This is a genomic window from Tardiphaga sp. 20_F10_N6_6 (genome assembly GCF_052076045.1).
Taxonomy (GTDB): Bacteria; Pseudomonadota; Alphaproteobacteria; order Rhizobiales; family Xanthobacteraceae; genus Tardiphaga; species Tardiphaga robiniae.
In genome coordinates, this window is the sequence record NZ_CP197239.1 from 2,852,353 (window position 1) to 2,866,847 (window position 14,495).

Consider the following 14,495-nt stretch of genomic DNA (forward strand, 5'->3'; position numbering starts at 1 on the left):
ATTCGCCTGTCTTCAGCGATTGCGCAAAGGTGGGCGGACGACGAGCTTGATAGAAAGACGCTAAGCCCCTCGAGCAACGATCAGCCAACTCAAGACGATCGCCCATCATCCAATCCGGTACGGCGACGTTGACGTCGGTACTATCGCTCAGCAGGATTGGGATCCGAACCCGGAGCGGTCTGGCGTCTGGAAATGGCCTTGCGGCTTTTACGCTCAATCCCGACAAATGTTTCAGAGTGGCCCCGGACCTCGACGCAGCACGCGCCGGCTTTGATTCCTTCTACGGGAAATCAATCTGTTTCTGATGTTGGACATTGCCGTCATGCGGCAGAGTGATCCGACCATCTCGCTCGCGCGTAAAATCTTCAGCGTCGACTCGGTAAAGGAAATTACATTGAAAACTTATGGCATCGCCTATGTCGCGACGGGTCTGGTATTTCTCGGAATGGACGCGATCTGGCTTACGCTTGCGTCGCAGCGGCTGTATCGACCGCTGATGGGCGAGATGCTGCTTGATAGCTTCCGGCTGGTACCGGCGATGCTCTTCTATCTGATTTACGTTGCCGGCATCGTGGTGCTCGCCATTGCACCGGCCATTGCCAGCGAGCGTTTGACAACGGCCACGCTCAACGGTGCTTTCCTCGGGTTCGTTGCGTATGCGACCTACGATCTGACCAACCAGGCGACGTTGCGGAACTGGCCGGTGGCGGTGACGATCGCAGATCTATGCTGGGGAACGTTGCTGACGGCCTCTGCCGCAACCATCGGCTTTCTGATCACGCGCGCCTTCACGGCTTCATCCTGACGAGCTTAAGCACGTCGGCTTAACATTTCCGATGCGACAAGTCCGATGAACACGGTGAGGATGCCAGCACTCATGACGTTCAATCTGAGGAAAGCACGGTATTCTGAGACCGCGTAGAGGTGGACGGGGGCGCCATACGCGCCATCGAGTCCAAGGTAAGCCATTATCGCCAGCCCAACCAGAATGAGGGCGGTCAACCTTTCAGATGGTCGAAAGAAGGTCGCGGCAATCAGCGCACAAGGGATGAGAAAAATCTCCACGCCCGATGCCTGCCCGAACACTTTTGCGCTCAAAACCGTATTGGCGATGCCGGTAAGTGGGAGAAGCGCACGGCCTGCCGTTGGCAATCGCCTAGCCAGTGCGGGTACCGCGAGGAAAAATGGCGTCGACAGGAACGTGAAGAAGGTCGGCCAAATGTGTTCGCTGACGGCCCAATAGACATAGAGCGGATAGAAGGGCTGGTTGGAGGCGACGACAAGCGCGACCAAGTTGCAGGTCGCGACCATCGGATCATCGTGAGCGGCATAAGCGGCAACTCGCCGCCAGATGTTCCGGACTAGAATCACGAACGCCATGCGTTATGCCGGGCGCAGGAGGTAGTGGCTCACACCCCATTCTTCACCGCCGGCATGCCCGAAGAGCCCTGCCGTCGCCAGGTAGAAAAGCCGCCAGCGTTGATGCCAAAGCGCCGCGTCCGGTCCATAGACTCTACTCAGAATGCTATCAATGTGCGGGCGGTTTGCATCGAAGCGAGCCAGCCAGTCGATCGCCGTTTTCTGATAATGAAGGCCGTTCCATCGCCAGTCTTGTTCAACGGCAAAGCAGTCCGGAAAATGCCGGATAAGGCCATGGCTCGGCATGATTCCGCCAGTGAAGAAATGCTGCCCGATCCAATCGGCATCGTTGTTATGATCGAAGCGATAGGGACTGCGCCTGTGGCTGAAGACGTGAACGAAAACCCGCCCCTGTTGGGGTACAAGCCATGTCTTGATGCGCGCGAGTAAACTCCGCCAGTTGGACATGTGCTCGAACATTTCGACCGACACGACCCGATCGTATGTGCTGTCCGGTTCGAAAGCGTTCATGTCGGCAGTGAGGACGTGGATATTTCCCAAACCGCGGGCCACGGCCTCCGCCTCGATGTGAAGCCGTTGCGGGGTCGAATTCGAAACCGCGGTGATATTGGTGCGAGGGAACCGCTCAGCCATGAACAGCGTCAGCGAGCCCCAGCCGCAGCCGAGTTCCAGGATCGACAGTCCGTCGGCGATACCAGCGTGCGCAACCGTTTCCTCAAGCGCCAAGCGCTCGGCATCGGCCAGCGTTTCGTGACCCGTCGAATAGAGGCAACAGGAATATTTGCGACGTGGGCCGAGCGAAAGGGCAAAGAATTCGGGCGGCAATTCGTAGTGCTGTGCGTTGGCGGCGTTCGCATGTTCTGCGATCGGGTACTCTGCCATGGCGCGCGCGAAATCGCCTTCCTCGCGATCGCTTGCAGCGGCAAGTTTACTTCTCGTGCGCCCGACCAGAAACTCGATGCCCATTCGCGTCATTGGGTCGGGAAGCGGACGGCACTCCGCGACGCGTATCGCCGAGGAAATCAGGCTCATCAAAGGTCTTCTTTGTTGCCGGCGGCGCCAGCGCCGCTCTGCGGGCCGGGCCAGAATGCGTTGACGCGGTGCTGGTATTCTCGGAAGGCCTTGCCGCGCGAGCGCAACATGTGCCCTTCCAGGGGCGGAATGCCGGAGGCGTGGACGAGGAGCCAATACATCAGCAATGGCCCGGCGAAAGCCAGCCACCCCTGCGGATAGGCGCCTGTGAGATCGACCGCGATCACGGCATAAGCCAGCCATCCCAACCATTCAAAAAAATAGTTTGGGTGGCGTGACCTACTCCAAAGCCCGACGTCGCAAACTTTCCCCTGGTTTCCGGGGTCTAGGCGAAAGGTGGACAGCTGGCGATCCGCGATCGTTTCCCCGACAACGGCCGTGATCAGGATGGCAATTCCGAACCAGTCCAGGACCTGTAGGCCAGGCGCCGGATTTTGTGCTGCTATCATGATTGAGAGGACGAGCACCAACGCAGCCAACGCCTGGATTTGCAGGAACCAGAACAGGCGCGATCTGAAGGCACTTCCCCACTGTTCGCGCAAGTGCCGGTAGCGAGGATCATCGCCGCCACGCATGGTGCGCGCCACGATGTGAATGCCGAGACGCAGTGCCCACAAGACCGCCAGCACTACCACGAGTATCTGACGCGATGAAATTTCCCCCCCGGCGAAAGGGAGAAGAGCGGCCGCAGCGCCGAACACGCCGGTGGCAAACGACCATATCGCGTCGATCCATCCTGACTGGCCGGTTCGAAGCGCGACCAACCATGCTCCCGCCATGGTCAGTGAAAGGAAAATCGCAAGCGCAACGACTGCGATGACCAGTGTCATGCGATCCTGTCCCGTACCGTCCAAACTGGCACAATTTTCGCGACGGCTTTCTCGCAAGGCCAATTACACGACCTCATGAAACATCTTCATAGGCCGACCGAGGCTAGCCAAAGGAATCTGATCGGCTGTGCCGCCGCCATCGTTCAAAATCCCACGATCGGACGTAGGAGACGCCCCAGAAATCCATGAAGGCGCGTATCTCCTTCCAAAGCAGCGAGACAGACGCAATCCGACTTCTCGCCGACAAGGGGCCGGTGATTGACTTCATCATCGGCTTCGTCGAGATCGCCGGGAAAATATTGACTGCGCTCGTCCGACAGAGATCCAGATAGAATCTGCATAAACTCCATGCCGGTGTGTCCATGGGCAGGCAGATGAAGCCCCGCTTTACCCTTAATCATCATGACTTTAGCATCTGGACTTCCGGCAATTTGGACCTTGCTCCATCTGAAGCCGGGGCCAAGCCATCGCCAGGGACCAATTTCGCAGTGGCGCATCGCATGAGGGAGCTCGATGCCCAGGTCCGGCTGTTTCCTCGGCCTGGGTTCTTTCACTAACGTGGATGGAATGCTTTCCAGCCGCTCCATGGTCCGTCCGAACAAATCCTCAGCAAGCGGAGCCAAGCGCATCTCGTCGAGGATCGCCCCGCCCACAGCCTCGAACCGGGTTAAGCGCTCGCGGCAAACGGCACATCCTTCGAGGTGGACGCGAATGACTAGCGCCGGGCCGGCGCCCAATGCTCCGGTCGCAAGACGCAGAAGCGTTTCGTCGCTGGGGTGATGGTTGATCGTCATATATCGCGGTCCAATAGCGTTCGCAGCCGGTTCAATGCGAGCCGGACGCGGGATTTTACGGTGCCGAGCGGGATGCCCAGCTCACGAGCGATCTCCGCATGCGGCGCTTCGGAGAAGAAAGAGAGTTTCACGATGGTTGCCTGTTCATTTGATAGGGTCGCCAGCGCTTTCCGGACCTCTTCTTCCCGCTCTGCCATGATCACGATATCTTCGCCCGACGGTGGCGTGTCCGGTTCGTCACTCAGATCCAAGAGATGATCGGCCGTACGGGAGCGCGAGCGGCGCAGCCTGTCGATCCTCTGGTTACGAGCAATCGTAAACACCCATGTCGACGCGCCCGCCCGGCTGGGATCGAAATAGGACGCCTTTCTCCATACCGCGATCATGACTTCCTGTGTCACCTCCTCGGCAACCGACTCCGCGAGACCGGTCCGAATAAGGAAGCCTTTCACACGCGGCGCGAAATAGGCGAAGAGCTGCGCGAACGCCTTGCGATCCTGCGCCTGTGCAACGGCATCTATCAGGCGGATCAACTCTACAGGAGAGGGCAGCACCTCTTTTTGAATGCCCTCGTTCAAAACAATGAGCCTCGCCGCCGGACCGACATCCCGCGTGCGCCTGATGTCGAGATGTAATCTTGCAGCATCCATTTGCCCTTCATACGCGCCCTCCCCCTAATTGGATCACGCCTCAAGTGATCCAATGCGCGCTGGGTTCCGTAAATATTGGCAGCTTGGCGCGTGGAGGGAAGTCTTTTGACGAGAAAGATTGCTGGGAGTGATAGAATGAACAGCCTTAACGCCGCGGCACATAGCGGAAGCCTCGACATAGCCGTTGTTGGGAGTGGTATTTCCGGCCTGTCCGCAGCGTGGCTGCTTTCAAAACGACATCGGGTTGTTCTATATGAAGCCGATAGCCGCCTGGGTGGGCACAGCCACACGGTCGATGCCGCGGGCGCCGCGATCGATACCGGCTTTATCGTCTTCAACGAATCCACCTATCCAAACCTGACATCACTCTTTGAGCATATCGGCGTCGCCACGAAGCGATCCGACATGTCATTTGCCGTCTCGCTCGACGATGGCAGGCTCGAATACTCCGGAACCGGCCTTCTGGGCCTGTTCGCGCAGGGTCGAAACGCCATCAGCCCACGATTCTGGCGGATGCTGCGCGACCTCGTGCGCTTCTATCGCGAGGCGCCACGCAATGTGGCGGCCTTGGGCCTGATTACGCTCGATGAGTATCTCGACGCCGCCGGTTATGGAGAAGGATTCCGCAACGATCATCTCTATCCGATGGCGGCGGCCATTTGGTCCACGCCTGCTGCAAAGATCGGGGCCTATCCAGCGGCTTCATTTATCAAATTTTGCGACACCCACGGCCTCCTGAAACTGTCTAGTCGCCCGATCTGGCGCACCGTGTGCGGCGGCAGCCGCTCCTATGTGCGAGTGCTTACTGACGCCATAGCCGAAGTGGTGTCTGACTATCCGATCCGTACAATCGTTCGCACCACGAACGGTTCCGAGGTCGTCGGATATGACGGTGATCGTCGCCGTTTCGATCAGGTGGTGATTGCCACTCACGCGGATCAAGCGCTCCAAGTGCTTGCTGATCCGAGCAGCGAGGAACGGCGATTGCTCGGCGCGTTCGACTATATCGACAACGATGCAGTCCTTCATTCGGACCCTCGCTTGATGCCGCGCCGCCGCCGGGTCTGGTCGAGCTGGAACTACATGGCGAGGGACGACGATGGCGGTCGCAAGCTCGCCGTGACGTATTGGATGAACCGTCTTCAGGAAATCGAAAGCGAGCGACCGCTTTTCGTCACGCTCAATCCCCACCGGGAGATCGCACCCAACGCTATTCTCAGGGAAATGCGCTACAGCCATCCCCGTTTCGATGCGCAGGCGATGCAAGCGCAGAGAGAGCTTTGGTCGTTGCAGGGCAAGCGCAATACATGGTTTTGCGGGGCTTACTTCGGCGCCGGCTTCCACGAGGATGGATTACAAGCCGGGCTTGCCGTCGCTGAAGCCCTCGGGGACCTGCGGCGCCCCTGGACAGTCGCTGACGAATCCGGCCGCATCCATGTTCATGAGACTGTGCTCGCCACGCCTGAAACGGAGGCTGCCTGATGTCGGGCTTTCGTTCGGCCCTCTACTCCGGCTCAGTGATGCATCACCGATTGCGGCCAAGAGAGCATCGGCTGCGCTACAGCATTTTCTACATGCTTCTCGATCTTGATGAAGTCGATATGCTGGCAGGCAGGCTGCACCTCTTCTCGCACAACCGCTTCAACCTCTTCAGCTTCCATGATCGGGATCACGGCGAGGGAGAGACCACGTCGCCGCGGGCCAGGATCGAGCGGCATTTGCAAGAGGCCGGCATCGAAGCCGGCGGCCCGCTCCGGCTTCTCACCATGCCGCGCATCCTGGGATACGCCTTCAATCCGCTGAGCATCTATTTCTGCTACAGGCGAGACAACTCGATTTCGGCGATCTTATACGAGGTCAGCAATACGTTCGGTGAGCGTCACAATTATCTCATTCCCGTTGCCCGCGACACGAAAGTGCCAATCCGCCAGAAAAGCCAGAAGTCCTTCTACGTTTCCCCCTTCATGAGCACCGACATGGTCTATTCGTTTTCTGTCGTCCCTCCGGGAAAGAATTTGACGGTTTCGGTCATCGGTCACGATGCACAAGGGCCGCTGCTCATCGCCAAGCTCGCTGCAACCCGCCAGAATCTGACCGACGCAGCTCTAGCGCACGCCTTCTGCGTTTACCCCCTGCTGACCTTGAAGGTGATCGCAGGCATCCACTGGGAAGCACTGCTGATTTGGCTCAAGGGCATTCGCCGGCATCACCACCCTTCTCCCCCCGATCGACCGATAACACTCGGCCGCGATCTCGAAGCCGCCCCCCATTTGACGAAGGACACGACAAATGTCCTCCGATAGCCAAATCTGGGAGAGCGTCACCTCATCCGCCGAAAGGAAGATGGCGTGAGTTGGCCATGCTACGCTGGGGATGCCGTCGTCGAGCGATGCCTTCTCCAAGAAGGCAAAGGAGCGCACCGACAAGCCGGACGCCTAGGGCAAGCAGTACGCCACCGGGGAATAACTCCGGAAAAAGCCGGACAATGCACTACCAACATTCTGCGACCTGAAAGCAAGCACTGGACGCGATGGCTGGCCGCATGCCCGTTGGTGAGTGGAACGGCACACTCCTGAAGGGCGGGAGTGCCGGAGAGTACACGACCGACCGCGACAAGACGTCTCCGACGGCATCATCGAAATGTACGAGCGCGGCGCCACGTTAATGTGGAAGTCGTCTGAGGCCGGGGAACTGGCGAGAACGCAAGGACTTAACGGTGCATGACTAACAGTTCGGTCGCGTCCTTACTCTGCTCACTTGGGATTTGTTATAGCGTCGCGTTTATCGGCGCTCGGGTTACGACGCCTGAGATTCCGACTTGGTACGCGAGTTTGGCGAAACCATCGTGGACACCACCGCGCATCGCGTTTCCCATCGTCTGGCCCATCCTGTATTTCCTCATGGCGCTGTCCGTGTGGATGTTCTGGGAGGCGCCTCCTTCGCCCGCTCGAACCGCAGCTCTTGGCGCATTCGGCATCCAGCTCGCCCTGAACGCGATATGGTCGCCGATCTTCTTCGGTCGCCACGATCTGCGGTCTGGCATGATTGTTATTTCGCTGTTGTTCGCGGCAATAGGAGTGACCGTCATCATAGGCTTGGGCGTCGACAGTACCGCCGCCTTACTGCTTTTGCCCTATCTCGCTTGGATACTTTTTGCGGCTGCACTCAATGCTCGCATTCTTACAATGAATTAGCGACAACGCGGCATGAGACCGCATTGACGAAAGAGGCCGCCCATTGAGGCATTACTTTCCCCGCTCGATATCGCGGGCCTGTTGTTCCAATTCGTCAGCAAGCTCGATAATACGTCTGGCCGTTTCAGGATCGGTCGTCATCCGGGCCATGGCCCGATACTTATCTACCTTCTCTCGAAGCTCCCTGACTGTACGTCGTGTATGCATTCCACTCTCCGCCGATATCGTTACGCGGGACGGAGAAATTGGTTCTCTAGAACCTCCGAAATAAGGGCGCAGCCAGAATAGGCCACTGCGGCCAAAAACAGGCCAGCACCAAAACTGGGTTCAAACGAATAGGGGAACGAATTGGCCTGATGTCCCTTCGTACTGCAAATGCCTAACCCGTTTCAGTTGTCGAATGGTTTTTTCATTCTTGTTGCTGCATGTCGGCCAGTTCATCCACCAAAACACGAACATTCTCGCTGTAGTCCACCGGCACCACTACGAGGTGAAGGCCACCGGCGGCGAAGGCCTTCTCCAGTGTCGGTGCCAGGCCGCCCGCCTCGGTCACGCGATGACCCTGGGCACCGTAGGACTGCGCGTAGACGACGAAATCCGGATTGCCGAAAGTCATCCCCGCGTCGGCGAAACCGTCGACGGCCTGCTTCCACCTGATCATCCCGTAGGCGTGATCCTCGATGACAAGCACGACCAGATCGAGCTTCAGACGCTGCGCGGTCTCCAGTTCCTGCGAATTCATCATGAAACCGCCGTCGCCGGCGACAACGAGCACACGGCGCTTCGGATTCAGCAGCGCCGCCATCATGCCCGACGGAAGCCCCGCTCCCATCGTCGCAAGCGCGTTGTCGAGCAGCAGCGTGTTGGCGACGTCCGTGCGGTAGTTGCGCGCGAACCATATCTTGTACATCCCGTTGTCCAACGCGACGATGCCGTCTGGTGGCATGACCTGGCGGACGTCGTGGACGATCCTCTGCGGGGTCAGCGGAAAGCGGTCTTCGTTGGCACGGGCTCCGATGTGGCGCAGGATGTCCGCGCGCACGCCGTCCCACTGCGTGGTCTGCTTGAGCTTCCCTTCGGTCTCGGTAGCCAACATGTCGAGACCTTTCGCGATGTCGCCGATAAGTTCAGCTTGCGGGTAGTAGACCTCCTCGACCGTCGCTGGCGTGAAGCCGATGTGAAGCACCTGATGGCGGCCACGCCCCATGATGAATGGCGGCTTTTCGATGGTGTCGTGGCCGATGGTGATGATCAGGTCGGCGCAGTCGATCGCGCGATGGACGTAGTCGCGTTCGCTCAGCGCCGCCGTGCCGACATAGTAGTCGGACGCCCCGCCGACGGCCCCCTTCCCCATCTGCGTGTTGAAGAACGGGATCTTCACCCGGCGGACAAATTCGGAGAGCGCGGGCGCCAGCCTGGGCCTGCTGGCACCGGCACCGAACATGAGCAACGGGCATTTTGCCGAGAGGATGAGCTCGGCGGCCTTCCGGACGGCGTCCATCGAGGGCGCCGGGAGATCGGTCGGGTGGACCGGAACCACCGAAACGCCGGACACCTTCTCCGCCGCGACATCTTCCGGAAGCTCCAGGTGCACGGGTCCGGGACGCTCCTCCATCGCAATCCGGAAAGCGTTCCGGACGACGGTCGCGATGGAAGACGCACTTACGATCTGCTGCGACAGTTTCGTGAGCGGCTTCATGCTCGCGACGACATCCACGATCTGGAAGTGCGCCTGCCGGCTGACGTGGATCGCCTTCTGACCGGTGATCAGGACCATCGGCATGCCTCCCAGGAGCCCATAGGCAGCCCCTGTAGAGAGATTCAGGGCTCCGGGCCCCAAAGTGCTGAGGGCGACACCTGGTCTCCCTGTGAGGCGCCCGTGGGTCGCAGCCATGAAGGCGGCGGGCTGCTCGTGACGCGTGACGACCAGCTCGATGGAAGACTTGCGCAAGCTCTCGACGACGTCGAGGTTCTCCTCGCCGGGGACGCCAAAGATGCGGTCGACGCCCTCGTTTTCGAGAGCCGCCACTAGCAGATCGGAGCCTTTCATTTCCCGGTCCTCGTTGTTCATCGTAAGCTCCTCCGTTTGCCCAGCACCGTATTGGACAAACAGGTCCATTTAATGAAACGTTTGGTGGACTAGGCGTCTGAGCGCGCCCTTCCCAGATTGCCCGGATATGCGCCTCCTGCACCTGCCAGGAACCGACCGGCAGCCGAGAGGACAATGGTTGCTGACCCGCGTTCGAGACGCCATATCCTCGGCCGTTGACGATCCGATCTGCCTACCCTGTAAGATCGTAGTCCAAGGCCTGAAGAAGGATGCACCAGATGCGCATAATGTGGATCGCCGTACTTGCCATCATGCTGCCCGCTGCCGCGCTGGCGCAAGACATCACGCAGCGCCCCGTCCGAACCGAACGCATCTCAGGCACTCCAGTGGGCGTCGGCCTCTATGAGGTCGCTCCAGACGGCACCGTTCTGATCGACTGGCGCGCCGTCGAGGCGGCGGCCGATGGACCGGCCGATCGCGCATCCACTCCGGTTGCGAAGGCGATGCTGGCGATCAGAGACGGCAAATGGAAACCGATGGCCCGGTGACGAACGACGTCGCGCCGGAAATCCGACAGCGTAAGATCATCCATATCGACATGGACGCCTTCTACGCATCAGTCGAACAGCGGGATAATCCGGAGCTTCGCGGCAAACCTGTCGCCGTCGGCGGCTCTCGGGAGCGCGGCGTCGTGGCAGCAGCGAGCTACGAAGCCCGCAAATTCGGCGTCCGCTCGGCGATGCCGTCCGTAACGGCCAAGCGTCAGTGTCCAGATCTAATCTTCGTGAAACCGCGCTTCGAGGTCTACAAGACTATCAGCCAGCAGATCCGCGAGATCTTCGCCGAGCACACGCCGATCGTCGAACCGCTATCCCTGGACGAGGCTTATCTGGACGTCACCGAAAACCTTCAGGGTATTCGACTAGCGCGCGACATTGCGCTGGCGATCCGCGCTAAAATCAAGGACGAGACCGGGCTTAACGCCTCCACCGGCATCTCCTACAACAAGTTCCTGGCCAAACTCGCCTCCGACCATCGCAAGCCAAACGGTCAGTATGTCATCTCTCCGGAGATGGGCCCGGCCTTCGTGGAGACGCTGCCCGTCAGCAAGTTCCACGGCATCGGCCCGGCGACTGCGGCCAAATTCAATGGATTGGGAATCCAGACAGGCCTCGACATCCGGAACCAGTCGCTGACATTCCTGGAAGCGCACTTCGGCAAAGCCGGGACCTATTACTACTGGATATCACGCGGCATAGACGAGCGTCCTGTCCGCGCCAATCGCATCCGGAAATCTATCGGCGCCGAGAACACTTTCTTCGACGACCTCACCGAGTTCAACGCCATGGTCGCTGCGCTGCAGCCACTGGTCGACAAAGTGTGGCAGCACTGCGCGAACACCGGAAACCGCGGGCGAACCGTCACGCTGAAGGTGAAGTTCGCTGACTTTGAAATCATGTCACGAAGCCAATCAATGCCGACAGCCGTATCAAACCGTGGAGAACTCGAACGGGTCGCAATATCACTTCTCGAGCGCTCAATGCCACTGCCGAAAGCAGTGCGGCTGCTCGGTGTGTCGCTATCGACACTTCGGACGAAGGGGGACGACGCGCAATCCCAGTTCCAATTACCAATCTAGCAGCGCTAGGCCGATTCAGTCCGTCGGTCAGTGATCGCCTTGCGCAGCGTGCGCGACAAAAGCTCAACCGAATACGGCTTCTGGATGAGTTCAAAGCCTGTATGGGCGTTTTCGGCTAGAACGTGGCTGTAGCCACTTGTCAGAACGACCGGCAATCCAGGGTATTGGTCGCGGATAATCGTGGCCATCTCCACCCCGTTCATGCCGGGCATGATGACGTCCGAAAACACAAGGTCGAATGCGAATTCGTCCTTGGCTAGAACGTCCAGTGCCGCGGAAGCTGACGTCACCCAGTCGGTTGCGTATCCGAGATCCTGCAGAAGCTCTGTCGAGAATCCCCCGACATCCGTATTATCCTCGACAACAAGAACACGGTGCCCCCGCCCGCTTGTCGCTGCGCTTGCTAATGGCGGCGCGCTGCTTTCGACTTCGGCGCCAGTTTCGGCCCGCGGCAGATAAATTGTGAACGTCGCGCCCGCTCCAAGCGTGCTGTTGACGCCGATCTCGCCGCCCGTCTGTTTGGCGAACCCGAAGGCCTGACTCAAGCCGAGGCCCGTTCCTTTTCCCACGTCCTTGGTCGTGAAAAATGGTTCGAAGATCGCATCCAGGTACTCGCTAGCTATGCCGACGCCAGAGTCAGTTACGGAAACCGCGATGAAGTCGCCCTCCCTCAAAGGATGAGAACGCATCCCCGGGATCGAACCCACTGCCGCGACACCAATGACGAGGCGCCCTTCGCCGTTCATGGCGTCGCGTGCATTAACAGCGAGATTGACCAACGCGGTTTCGAACTGCGTTATATCGGCCATGGCGAACTGGTCGGCAGTCTCAACTTCCAGATCAATCTGAATCCGGCCGCCGACCAGTGGTCGGATCAGATTCGCCACGCTCGCGACCTGCGTACCAACATTGAAGACGCGCGGAGCGAGCGGCTGTCGGCGAGCGAATGCAAGCAACTGTCCGGTCAGCTTGGCCGCACGGTCAACAGTATCGGAAATCGCGTCGATATACCGCCCTCGTCTCTCCTCTGGAAGATCGCGCCGACGAAGAAAATCTGTGGCTGACCTGATAATCGTCAGGAGGTTATTGAAGTCGTGCGCCACGCCTCCGGTGAGTTGTCCGACCGCCTCCATCTTCTGAGCCTGGCGCAGAGCGTCCTCGTTCCGGCGACGCTCCGTCACATCGACGGCCTCTGCCAAGACGGCTGTAATCCTACCTCCACTGCCGAATACTGGGCGCATGGCGAGGTCGAGATGCCGCTCCGCGCCGGATAGGTTCAATTGAACTTCGGCGCGCCACGCATCGCCGCTCAGAGCGGTTTTAAACGCGCTGAGAACTCGTTCGGGCATACGGTGCGTCGCAGTAAACCAGGGCGTATCCCAGAACGGCATCCCGAGCACCGTCTTCGCTTCCACCGCGATGGCGGCAAGTGCGACCGCATTCGCGAAAACGAGCGTACCATCGAGCGCGAGCAATCCCTGATACTGGTTGGTCGTCTCCAAAATGGCTCGTAAATGAGCCTCGTGGGTATGAAGTTGCGCGGTTCGCTCTTCAACCCGCCGTTCAAGCACCTCATTCAACCCACGCAGTTCGATCTCTGCTTCTTTTGCAATCGTGATGTCGTGGGCAACCCCAATAAAGCCGATATGCTTACCCGCCGGGTCCCATCGGGGTTGCGATTCGGATCTGACCCAACGCCACACGCCATCCGCACGTCGATATCTGCTTTCCAGCACGAACGGCTTTAGGGATGCCTCACCTGCAATGCTCTCGCGCACGACGCGCGCCATATCGTCCGGGTGAAGGATGGTCCTCCAATCGAAAGCCAACGCTTCTTCATATTCAAGGCCAAGAAATTCCAGGTAGGCTTTGTTTGCGAAGGACCGCGTCCGATCAAGACGTGTCACCCACATCGGGACTGGCGCACTGTCGGCGATCAATCGGAACCGCTCTTCACTCTCGCGTAGCGCCTCTCTGGCGATCGCACGTTCCGTGATATCGATATGAGCGCCGATCATCCGCAGCGGTCGGCCTTCTGGATCACGCTCGATACGCGCCTCTGCTACGATCCAGCGAATTTCCCCGTCGCTGGGCCGAATGATGCGATACTCCGAAGAATAACGTTCCGCATCGCTATTCAGAAGGTCCAGAAATTGCCGCTCAGCGCGCTCCCGGTCGTCCGGATGAAGCCTGGCGACCCAGTCTTCATGTGTCTCGTTTGCAGCTTCAGGGGGTAACCCGTGTATGGCGAGATATTCAGGTGATCGTCGGTTCTGAAATCCATCGCGCAGGTCGACGATCACACCGCCGACTTTCGCGATCCGTTGGACCTCCGCGAGTTCGCTTTCCCGATCGCGCAGGGCCTGTTCGGACGCTGTCAGTTCTTTCGCCACGGCTTCCTCGCCATCATGCGGCGGTCGGCCGCTCTCACACTGTTTAGCAAGGCGCAGGGGGAAAGTCCGCTAAAACAGCGTGCCCTCGGAGATCGCAACTCAATAACATGACGCAGAGTTCCAACTTCTCGCGGTCTGGCATTTATGCTAAACATTATCTTATGAAGAAAACGACAGTAGCAAAGCAAAAATCAAAAGGCCGACCTGCGACCGGCCAAACGCCAATGCTCGGCTTTCGCGCCGCAGACGAACTACGCGGCAGGATTGTTCATTGGGCCGAGTTTCAGCCGGACACTCCGAAACTCTCAGAAGCTGTGCGCCGCCTTGTCGAACTGGGCCTTACCGTTAAACCGTCTCGCAGAAAGAACGTCGCTCATAGAGCCCGTGCCAGTGAGATGGCCGCCGGCGCAATCGACAAGCTGACGGACAAGGGCGCCAGTGCGGACGATCAGGCCAGTCGGAAGCGGCGCCTGCTCAAAGGGCCCGAGGAATTCCGCGACGTCCGGGTCGATCGGAAAGCAAAAAAGTAAGGC

15 protein-coding genes are annotated in these 14,495 nt (G+C 59.1%); 7 read left to right on the plus strand and 8 right to left on the minus strand.

The window, feature by feature from the left end; genetic code table 11:
• Window positions 1-394 precede the first annotated feature (394 nt).
• Window positions 395-805 (plus strand): DUF2177 family protein, encoded by a 411-nt coding sequence (locus AB7813_RS13770; RefSeq protein ID WP_199712142.1) that lies wholly within the window; start codon window positions 395-397, stop codon window positions 803-805.
• A gap of 5 nt (window positions 806-810) precedes the next feature.
• Here AB7813_RS13770 and AB7813_RS13775 read toward each other — a convergent pair whose 3' ends face one another.
• The 5 genes from AB7813_RS13775 to AB7813_RS13795 all read right to left on the minus strand — a co-directional run bounded on the left by AB7813_RS13775 (window position 811) and on the right by AB7813_RS13795 (window position 4,686).
• Window positions 811-1,380: a hypothetical protein gene (locus AB7813_RS13775; protein WP_120293179.1), complete on the minus strand. Its 570-nt coding sequence runs from the start codon at window positions 1,378-1,380 to the stop codon at window positions 811-813.
• A gap of 3 nt (window positions 1,381-1,383) precedes the next feature.
• A complete protein-coding gene (locus AB7813_RS13780) occupies window positions 1,384-2,412 on the minus strand; it encodes an SAM-dependent methyltransferase (RefSeq protein ID WP_441228166.1) in 1,029 nt (342 codons plus the stop codon).
• On the minus strand, window positions 2,412-3,242 hold the full coding sequence (locus AB7813_RS13785) for a DUF1295 domain-containing protein (protein WP_439061861.1): 831 nt from the start codon (window positions 3,240-3,242) through the stop codon (window positions 2,412-2,414). The genes AB7813_RS13780 and AB7813_RS13785 overlap by 1 nt, the downstream gene beginning before the upstream one ends.
• 143 nt (window positions 3,243-3,385) lie before the next feature.
• Window positions 3,386-4,036, minus strand: a complete 651-nt coding sequence (locus AB7813_RS13790) for a ChrR family anti-sigma-E factor (protein WP_120293173.1) — start codon at window positions 4,034-4,036, stop codon at window positions 3,386-3,388.
• Window positions 4,033-4,686: a sigma-70 family RNA polymerase sigma factor gene (locus AB7813_RS13795; protein WP_439059602.1), complete on the minus strand. Its 654-nt coding sequence runs from the start codon at window positions 4,684-4,686 to the stop codon at window positions 4,033-4,035. The genes AB7813_RS13790 and AB7813_RS13795 overlap by 4 nt, the downstream gene beginning before the upstream one ends.
• Window positions 4,687-4,821: 135 nt before the next feature.
• Between AB7813_RS13795 and AB7813_RS13800 the strand changes: the two genes are divergently transcribed.
• The 3 genes from AB7813_RS13800 to AB7813_RS13810 all read left to right on the plus strand — a co-directional run bounded on the left by AB7813_RS13800 (window position 4,822) and on the right by AB7813_RS13810 (window position 7,880).
• Window positions 4,822-6,168, plus strand: coding sequence for an NAD(P)/FAD-dependent oxidoreductase (locus AB7813_RS13800; protein WP_120293171.1), 1,347 nt, complete (start codon window positions 4,822-4,824; stop codon window positions 6,166-6,168).
• Window positions 6,168-6,989: a DUF1365 family protein gene (locus tag AB7813_RS13805; RefSeq protein WP_120293169.1), complete on the plus strand. Its 822-nt coding sequence runs from the start codon at window positions 6,168-6,170 to the stop codon at window positions 6,987-6,989. Before AB7813_RS13800 ends, AB7813_RS13805 begins: the two co-directional genes overlap by 1 nt.
• Window positions 6,990-7,406: 417 nt before the next feature.
• Window positions 7,407-7,880: a TspO/MBR family protein gene (locus AB7813_RS13810; RefSeq protein WP_439059603.1), complete on the plus strand. Its 474-nt coding sequence runs from the start codon at window positions 7,407-7,409 to the stop codon at window positions 7,878-7,880.
• A gap of 51 nt (window positions 7,881-7,931) precedes the next feature.
• Here the strand turns inward: AB7813_RS13810 and AB7813_RS13815 are convergent, their stop codons facing one another.
• Together AB7813_RS13815 and AB7813_RS13820 are read right to left on the minus strand one after the other, a co-directional pair.
• The gene (locus tag AB7813_RS13815) at window positions 7,932-8,087 is read right to left on the minus strand and encodes a hypothetical protein (RefSeq protein ID WP_439061863.1); all 156 of its coding nucleotides are present in this window, start codon (window positions 8,085-8,087) and stop codon (window positions 7,932-7,934) included.
• Window positions 8,088-8,289: 202 nt separating this feature from the next.
• Window positions 8,290-9,951 carry an acetolactate synthase large subunit gene (locus AB7813_RS13820; protein ID WP_441228167.1) on the minus strand — a complete coding sequence of 554 codons (1,662 nt, stop codon included), beginning with the start codon at window positions 9,949-9,951 and terminating at the stop codon, window positions 8,290-8,292.
• 257 nt (window positions 9,952-10,208) lie between these two features.
• On the opposite strand from AB7813_RS13820, the gene AB7813_RS13825 reads away from it, so the two are divergent.
• Window positions 10,209-10,478, plus strand: coding sequence for a hypothetical protein (locus tag AB7813_RS13825; RefSeq protein WP_439059605.1), 270 nt, complete (start codon window positions 10,209-10,211; stop codon window positions 10,476-10,478).
• Entirely contained in the window at window positions 10,457-11,569 is a 1,113-nt protein-coding gene (gene dinB, locus AB7813_RS13830; RefSeq protein ID WP_441228168.1) for a DNA polymerase IV, read from the plus strand. Before AB7813_RS13825 ends, dinB begins: the two co-directional genes overlap by 22 nt.
• A 5-nt stretch (window positions 11,570-11,574) precedes the next feature.
• On the opposite strand, the gene AB7813_RS13835 is transcribed toward dinB, so the two are convergent.
• Window positions 11,575-13,962 carry a PAS domain S-box protein gene (locus AB7813_RS13835; protein ID WP_439061866.1) on the minus strand — a complete coding sequence of 796 codons (2,388 nt, stop codon included), beginning with the start codon at window positions 13,960-13,962 and terminating at the stop codon, window positions 11,575-11,577.
• 161 nt (window positions 13,963-14,123) lie between these two features.
• Here AB7813_RS13835 and AB7813_RS13840 point away from each other — a divergent pair, with 161 nt between their 5' ends.
• On the plus strand, window positions 14,124-14,492 hold the full coding sequence (locus AB7813_RS13840; RefSeq protein ID WP_120286780.1) for a hypothetical protein: 369 nt from the start codon (window positions 14,124-14,126) through the stop codon (window positions 14,490-14,492).
• Window positions 14,493-14,495 lie beyond the last annotated feature (3 nt).